Source organism: Vibrio sp. 10N.222.54.A3 (assembly GCF_041474095.1).
Classification (GTDB): Bacteria; Pseudomonadota; Gammaproteobacteria; order Enterobacterales; family Vibrionaceae; genus Vibrio; species Vibrio crassostreae_C.
The window spans coordinates 1-4799 of sequence record NZ_JBFRTN010000136.1 but is presented as its reverse complement, the minus strand read 5'-3'; the positions used below and the strand labels follow the sequence as shown (position 1 = coordinate 4799).

The following is a 4799-nucleotide window of genomic DNA, read 5'->3' as shown; positions in this document are numbered from 1 at the left end:
GAATTAAGCATTATCGAGCCATTTCAATTAGATATGACAAGCTAGAAAGGAATTATGCCAGCATGTTATCGCTGGCATTCATGTTAATGTGGCTACCGATGTATTGTTGAACGCGAAATGTACAGCAAAGATCAACACGCCCTAGGAATTAGACGCATCGTTGCTGTCTGTATCTACGGTTTTGATCAGAGGACCTGCGCACTCGACAAAATCACCGATATCAAAAGTATCTGGCGCATCCGCTCCGCCCGTCACACCAAAACTGCCTTTCACCGCTGGATCTTTATCAGTCTTATCTACGTCTAAAATGATCTCTACTTTATACGTGTGACCATCAGGAAGGAGTTTTGCACACTCTTCCAGTGTTGAAGCGGTAGCACTCATGCTGAAACCGAATAAACACACCGCAAGTACACTACTTTTCATTTTCAACATAATTAAACCTCTCGAAGACTATAGAAACATCATACCAATAATCGACTCATCTTCACGGGAATTGCCATAAAACGTCTAAAAAACATAACGTTGGTTATCTATGAACGCTATTTTGGCGCTTCTGACTCTGTAAAGTTGGTTTTAAAAGTGAAGGCATACGGCGTATCACCGGTTTCTCTGAGGTGTTCAAGTCGCTCTATCGCCTCTTCGAGTGTGGGAATATGCTCTTCTTCAATCCACCAAAGAACATAAGTATCTTCAGGTAAACGATGAAACCAATCCCCCTTTCGGCGCATAAAATCACGGTGGTGTGTGCGGAACATGAAGTTCTTTAACGAATCCACAGAGTCCCACACCGACATGTTCACAATCATATTAGGATCATAGAAAGCTTGGATATTGGTGGCGTCACCAGATTCATCTTTCAGACGCCAAACAAACCCTTCACTGCTTTCTGCGATTCCATTAACCAACTCTAAGTTATCGACAAACTCTTTTATTTCCGGCGCATCTAACGGGTATTTTGCCAGAGCGATATTTAACTGAGCTAATTTCATAATGTTTCTTCCTTGATAAATTATGAGTAGAAAATTTCAAACGCACCGACTGATACTAAGACAACTAAAGAACCGTCACGCCTTCAACTTCAATCACTGAGTTAACATTAGCGCGTTCGATTATCTTGAGTAACGTCGTTTGGATTAGCTCATTATCTCTGATTTCGGTTTCACAAGAAAAACGCTCTTCTTGAACACCATCGCCCTCACCCAGCATAAATTGAACCGCGACTTCCGTTGCGAGATCTTTGGTCGTCCCGTAATACGCTAACGTGATTTTTGGGTATCCGTGGTCGCCTTTTTTAACCTGCTTTGCGATACGTTTTTTGGCTTTATCTAAATTCATACAACTTCCTTTTAAGTTTGAAATACAAGGTGACTAGAACACCTTTTTAAACGGTAAGCAATACAATCAGCGTTGGTTATAGAGATTCCCTAGCCTCTTGATACTAATCAAGATGGTACAGTCTTAGCACTTTAAAGAGTGATAGCTAGAACACAGAAAACCTGTTTAAGAAATATAATGACAACATATAAGAACTACGCGCCAAGAAGCGGTAGATGTTTTCGTTGTTGATAAGTTAAGGCTAACTCTAAGCACTGCTTGATTGGTGCTTTGGGAAGTGGTTCAGTTAGGTTCAAGACGATTGCCCGATTACCTTGAAATACCAATGTGCCATCGTGCAATTCTCTGAATGTGTCGACTAGCTTCGTTTGACAGTTAAAGAACAAGTAATAGTTGTTTGGTGACTTCAATTTCCAGTCGATTCGAATTGGGCTGCCCGTCTTAACGCTGTAACTCGGCTCGCCCCATTTCAGAGACTCTTCGACTTCACCTAGTTCCAAATCAGAGCAAAGCTCAAAGATTAATGAACGCAACTCTTCAAGCCGAGCTCGAACATCATCGGGATACTCGTCGAAATGTGTTTTGATTGCTTGGTCCATTGAACCTCCGATCCACTTGTTGAGATATTAAAATGCAGCTCACTTAAAGCATACAGCCTTAAAAATTAGTCCAACTCAAAACGAGAAGTGCCAAGCCTCGTAAATCACTTTTGCGTTATCTGTTCGTTAGCGGTTTTCAAGACCAGCTTTAAACCGTCTGTTTCCTTACAACCAATGTAAACATGCTTTCCATTGCTTAGGCTTAACTTCAGCGCTGAACCTATCGATGCATTATACAACCAGCCATCGCTCAGCATTCGGATACCAATACCTTGATACCACTTGCTTTGATAGAACGATGTCTCTGTAATGTCTGACACTTCTACATTCTTACGCCAAACACCAAAGCCGAAATACCAGCTTAGTACATTGTCTTTGACCTCAATTGTCATGGAGAAAAAGAGCAAAGCAATTAAACCATTGATGGCATGAGCGACTAATGTCCCGGGGTTATTATCAGAGGTAACGACAATGAAAGCACTTATCGCAACAAAGATGAGCAGCAATCCCTTGTTGAATTCCTTACTATAAAACACAGCGACAACTCCTATAGACAACGAACAACCCACTAACTAGCCAACAGTTATCTTACTGCAGCCTTTCTAAATAATCGTAGCAAGTAATGCAGGCATACTCCCACAACCAAACCAAGTAGCATCGCCTTGATACTACCAACCCAAAGTATCAAGCCAGAATAACCTTGTCCCGGACCTAAGCCTTGTTTATTAATCACATCGACAAACATAAAACCGTTCCACAGCACATGCAGTGAGGCTGTAAATCCATGCACACAAATTGCGACGGTTCCAAGTAACTTGTGCCTGTTAATGACAGGTGCGCCACAAAAGATGACAACAAGCGCAAAGGTCAAAATCAGAGGGCCCGACAGTACGAAAGTGAGTGTGATTACTTCAACGTGGCTCTCTGTTCCATAACTGTATGTACAAAATACCATTGTCATTGAAAACAAAAGCGAAATGAGTGCGAACCATAGCGTTCTATTCATTGGGGTTCCCTGCCTTATAGTGGGTTTAGGACAAATTTGATAATCGACAGGAAGAACTAATTACCAAAAATACGGCATGAGAAATGCCCTTGTTACACGACTATTCGATGGACAACTCAGACTTTCACAAACCCAATGTAACGTGAGGCTTAGAACATAAGCTAGATAACAAAAATACCACTCACCTGCGCGCCTGACTGCATACCTTATTGAGCTTCCTGTTGAACCCAAATAACATTTTCATTTGAAGTGGGAACCTCAAACCAAGACCAAAACAGATCTAACATTTCAGGTGTCATTTCATAAGACTTACCATTCAGTTCCGAGTTACGGCTAAATGCTCTCTGCTTGCAAGTCTCAAAGGGAACATCAAGGTAGTGAACTTCGCTGTCCACACCTAGGTTTGATGCCCAGCTTGTAAAAGAATCCCGATCAGACTCACGCCAAAAACCAAAGTCAAAAATCACCGGAACACCCAAGGAAAAGAGCTGCCTTGCAGAGTCCTTGAATAACCCTTGTAACGTAGCCAGCCGGCGATCAAAAACCTCACGCTCCATATGCTCGCCATACAAAGGAATCATCCACTCATCAATCGAGAAACGAAACGCGCCATGCTTTTCTGCAAGCGCTTTAGAGTAAGTCGTTTTACCCGAGCCAATAAAGCCAGATACGAAATAGATTTTAGTCATGATGCCCCATTAGTCTGCTTGTTACGCATGATTCTTTCTTTTAGAAGTGTACCAATACTGCTAACGACAAACGTAAAAGCAAACGCCACCATTGGCCGATAGAAATCAAACACACCATCCGTCATAAAAAAGTACTGATGAATGGCAACACCAAAACCAACACCTAATGCCAGCTGCAGATTCTTGAAAACTCGTTGTTTCATGTTCATTCCCTCGTAGAAAGCAACACTATGTATAGGTGTGAGTGACGTTATGACCAGATCTTAAATCATTGCGACATAAACATTGAAATTGAAGTAAACCGAAAATGCCATAGGTTTGCCGTCACTCTTAAGTAACTTGTTGAACGAAGCCGCTACGCGGCAGAGTAAAACGAGTGCGAACCATACTCTTGTAACACCATCACCCTGATGGTCGTTCACAGGAGTAACCCCATGAAACCCGATGACTTAAAACGTTACAACACCCTTTATGAACAACACCTTACCAACCTAAAGCTGCAAGGTAAACGACCCGCGACCATTGATGCCTATTCCCGTGCGGTTCGTCGGATCACCGCTCATTTCGACCGAGCCCCTGATACATTAACGACCTCTGACCTCAAACAGTTCTTCGCGTCTCTTATTCAAACCCACTCGTGGAGCACCATAAAACTCGATCGTAATGGCTTGCAGTTTTTCTATCGCTACACGCTCGATAAACAGTGGGAGTGGCTCAATATCGTCAAGCCGCCACAAGTAAAACGACTGCCCGACATACTGACACCACAGCAAGTCAGCTCGCTGATTACTCACACTCGACAAGCACGTTATCAGGTGTTTTTTCTTACTCTGTACAGCATGGGGTTACGACTCAGTGAGGGATTAAATCTTACGGTTCATGATATCGACAGCCAAACAATGCGCGTTCACATACGGGAAGGAAAAGGCGGAAAAGACCGAATGGTGCCGCTTCCGCAGCGAACGCTTAAGGCACTCCGCACGCACTGGCTTACCCATAAGCATCCTTGCTACTTATTTCCTGGACTTGGTACATGTCACGACACCCCCATGGATCGTGGCGGAATTCAAAAGACGATGAAACTTGTACTTAAAGAGTGTGGTATCAAAAAGCATGCGAGTCCTCATTCACTCAGACATTGCTTCGCAACGCACTTACTTGAGCAAG

Annotated in this window: 10 protein-coding genes and 1 pseudogene; 2 read left to right on the top strand and 9 right to left on the bottom strand. The window is 43.0% G+C overall.

The features are described 5' to 3' along the window. Positions 1–110, top strand: a pseudogene (locus AB4507_RS21720) (IS5/IS1182 family transposase); the annotation flags it as partial. A gap of 31 nt (positions 111–141) precedes the next feature. Here AB4507_RS21720 and AB4507_RS21715 read toward each other — a convergent pair. The 9 genes from AB4507_RS21715 to AB4507_RS21675 all read right to left on the bottom strand — a co-directional run bounded on the left by AB4507_RS21715 (position 142) and on the right by AB4507_RS21675 (position 4054). Then, positions 142–438: a hypothetical protein gene (locus tag AB4507_RS21715; protein ID WP_136978477.1), complete on the bottom strand. Its 297-nt coding sequence runs from the start codon at positions 436–438 to the stop codon at positions 142–144. A gap of 104 nt (positions 439–542) precedes the next feature. Then, complete coding sequence (locus AB4507_RS21710; protein ID WP_372183344.1) at positions 543–992, bottom strand: DUF3291 domain-containing protein; 450 nt, start codon at positions 990–992, stop codon at positions 543–545. A 64-nt stretch (positions 993–1056) separates the two neighbouring features. Next, on the bottom strand, positions 1057–1338 hold the full coding sequence (locus AB4507_RS21705; RefSeq protein ID WP_048615856.1) for a hypothetical protein: 282 nt from the start codon (positions 1336–1338) through the stop codon (positions 1057–1059). A gap of 194 nt (positions 1339–1532) precedes the next feature. After that, entirely contained in the window at positions 1533–1937 is a 405-nt protein-coding gene (locus AB4507_RS21700) for a DUF1801 domain-containing protein (protein ID WP_372170536.1), read from the bottom strand. A gap of 104 nt (positions 1938–2041) precedes the next feature. Next, positions 2042–2494: a hypothetical protein gene (locus AB4507_RS21695; protein ID WP_372183342.1), complete on the bottom strand. Its 453-nt coding sequence runs from the start codon at positions 2492–2494 to the stop codon at positions 2042–2044. A 26-nt stretch (positions 2495–2520) separates the two neighbouring features. Then, a complete protein-coding gene (locus AB4507_RS21690) occupies positions 2521–2943 on the bottom strand; it encodes a hypothetical protein (RefSeq protein WP_372132622.1) in 423 nt (140 codons plus the stop codon). 206 nt (positions 2944–3149) lie between these two features. Continuing rightward, positions 3150–3632: an AAA family ATPase gene (locus tag AB4507_RS21685; RefSeq protein ID WP_372183340.1), complete on the bottom strand. Its 483-nt coding sequence runs from the start codon at positions 3630–3632 to the stop codon at positions 3150–3152. Beyond that, positions 3629–3835, bottom strand: coding sequence for a hypothetical protein (locus AB4507_RS21680; RefSeq protein WP_372183339.1), 207 nt, complete (start codon positions 3833–3835; stop codon positions 3629–3631). Before AB4507_RS21680 ends, AB4507_RS21685 begins: the two co-directional genes overlap by 4 nt. Positions 3836–3895: 60 nt before the next feature. Then, positions 3896–4054 (bottom strand): hypothetical protein, encoded by a 159-nt coding sequence (locus AB4507_RS21675; RefSeq protein ID WP_372183337.1) that lies wholly within the window; start codon positions 4052–4054, stop codon positions 3896–3898. Positions 4055–4066: 12 nt separating this feature from the next. Here AB4507_RS21675 and AB4507_RS21670 point away from each other — a divergent pair. Next, positions 4067–4799, top strand: a 733-nt coding sequence (locus AB4507_RS21670; protein ID WP_372183335.1) for a tyrosine-type recombinase/integrase, incomplete at its 3' end; no start/stop codon positions are given.